At 54.1% G+C, this 2,265-nt stretch carries 3 protein-coding genes; 1 reads left to right on the forward strand and 2 read right to left on the reverse strand.

Annotated features, from left to right (window positions below; genetic code table 11):
• Positions 1-286, forward strand: a 286-nt coding sequence (locus CPT76_RS38570; protein WP_219845504.1) for a hypothetical protein, incomplete at its 5' end; no start/stop codon positions are given.
• On the opposite strand, the gene CPT76_RS35900 is transcribed toward CPT76_RS38570, so the two are convergent.
• Together CPT76_RS35900 and CPT76_RS35905 are read right to left on the reverse strand one after the other, a co-directional pair.
• A complete protein-coding gene (locus CPT76_RS35900) occupies positions 279-1,445 on the reverse strand; it encodes a Ger(x)C family spore germination protein (RefSeq protein ID WP_105446259.1) in 1,167 nt (388 codons plus the stop codon). The two genes, CPT76_RS38570 and CPT76_RS35900, sit on opposite strands and share 8 nt — an antisense overlap.
• Before the next feature lie 30 nt (positions 1,446-1,475).
• On the reverse strand, positions 1,476-2,265 hold a 790-nt coding region (locus CPT76_RS35905; protein WP_146116564.1), incomplete at its 5' end, for a spore germination protein.

Consider the following 2,265-nt stretch of genomic DNA (forward strand, 5'->3'; position numbering starts at 1 on the left):
TCTGGTGCCGTCACTGCTCCTTGCCATCGACGCCGTCAAAGAAAGGCTAGTTCACTGCTTTAGCAGCGACCTGCCAATCCATCTGAAAGCGGCCTCAGCCGGCACATTAAAGCTCGGCACTGTGACCCTTGCCATTAACAGCGAGCCGATCACGATGCAGATCAACATGATAATGCCGTACAGGAAGGCCGCCGAAGGCTCCCGCTTGAGCAAGAGGGAATGGACCCGGACATACGTCCAGACTGCGAGCAGTACGAGATATCCGATAATTTGCAGTATCAATTGACGATCTCCTTTTCTTTCAACTGCAGAGGCGGTCCCGCCACCCCGGTATCACGCAAATTAAGCTTGACCGCAACTGTAATCTCCGCTTCGGGAAACACTTTGTCCCATTTATTCTTAATCTGTTTCCATTTGCGTGGGTGGCTCCTGTACAGGACGCCGCCGAATCCGGCGACATCCGATTTATATTGCTTCTGGATTTTGAACAAACAGTCTCGCACTTGTTTTTCTACCTCTTTCTCCAAAGCTTTCTGCGCAATCCGGAGATTCTGCATATTGCTGACATCAAGCCGCGAATTATTTTCGAACAGGTCCCCTTCACCTGTCAGCAGGACGTTAAATTTGACTTTGCCGCCGCTTCCCATAAAGGTTATCTTTCGCTGGGCGCCGATCAGGACCATCCCGACATTGCCGTACCCTTCCGGAAGAGCGGCGGTAATTCGGCTATGTCCCATTCGTCCGGTAAGCCACAGCAGACCGTCCGTTTCCTTTTCGTTTAAAAAACCGGCTAATTTAAGCCCCTTGAATACGGCCGCGCCAGTGAAACGAAACATTTCCCTTTCGATTTTCCCGTCGGGTATTTCGGGGTGTATGACTGCCGTTACCGGGTTCGCTCCTTCGCTCGATGCGGCAATAAAGAAGTCCCGCAGCGTAACCGACAGCTGGCCCCCCATAGACTCCGCTTCCCGTACCGCTTCGGACGGCCCCTCTTCGAATGGATAGCGGACCTGCACGATGTTTTTCGCGTCCTGATCCTTTACAACCATAATATAAGTCCTTAACCGGTTGTGGGGATCGTGCGTGAAGACATCGAGCACATCGTCAAGGCCCCGTCTGGCCAACCGTTCGCTTATAAAAATCACGCCGCGATGGGACGTGAACAGCTGCCGGGACAATTTTTTCTGCAGCTGCTTTTGAAGTGCAATGTGGTTTTTTCCGGAAGCAGTCAGAACAAAAAATTTATCTTTCTGGCTGTTTCCTCCAATCATTCCTGCTTGTTGGGGAAGCGCGATCTGGATAGACGCCTGGAGTTCCCCCTTCTCCGTCAGGTCAAACGCGGTGCCCATATCGAAGGCAAGGTCATTGATTTCCGTACGGTCCCAGCAGCCGGTTGTCAGCAGCACGGCGGCTAGTAGGACGACGCACATGATCGGTCTTATCATGACGCTTTCTTCCTTTCTTCCTCTGCCGTTTTACCTTGTTCCTCGTTCCTCGGATTCCGCTGCCGGCGTCCTGCTTGTTTTGTTCCACACAGGTACGCGTAACACTACGTCCTTGAGATGCCGCAGCGAAAGCGGAGCCACCGGAGCGAAATAAGGAACGCCGAACGACCGCAGTGTGCAGACATGCAGCAAAATGCCCAAAAATCCAAGCGCAATTCCATATAACCCCAAGGTCCCCGCCAGGAATAGCATCGGAAACCGCAGCAGCCGAATCCCGTTGGCAAAGCTGTACCGCGGGATCGTAAACGACGCAATGCCCGTGATCGATACAATAATGACGACTGGGGCCGAAATGATGCCTGCTTGCACGGCCGCTTGACCGATGACGAGGGCCCCAACGATGCTGATCGCCTGTCCGATCTGTTTGGGCAGCCGAATCCCGGCTTCGCGCAGCGCCTCAAAGATGATTTCCATCAATAACGCCTCGATCAGCGCCGGAAATGGAACCGGCTCCCTGGAGCCTGCAATGCTCAGCAGCAGACTGGTAGGAATCATCTCCTGGTGAAAGGTCGTCACGGCCACATATAGGGCGGGAGCAAAGATCGCGATCATCAGAAAGATTAAGCGGATCCACCGGACGAAAGTTGCGATCGGCCACCGGATATAATAATCCTCGCTTGCCTGCATGCCGGCCCAGAACGTCATCGGAAGCAAGAGCGCGAAGGGCGTGGAATCGACCAGAATGGCGATATTTCCCCCGAGCAGCCCCGCGGCGACGACGTCCGGCCGCTCCGTGCTCTGAACCTGCGGGAAAGGGGAG

The organism is Paenibacillus sp. AR247, assembly GCF_002968895.1.
Lineage (GTDB): Bacteria > Bacillota > Bacilli > Paenibacillales > Paenibacillaceae > Paenibacillus_AQ > Paenibacillus_AQ favisporus.

Coding starts and splice junctions, on each gene's coding strand:
- CPT76_RS35900 (WP_105446259.1), bottom strand. CDS start 1,445: ATGATAAGACCGATCATGTGCGTCGTCCTACTAGCCGCCGTGCTGCTG.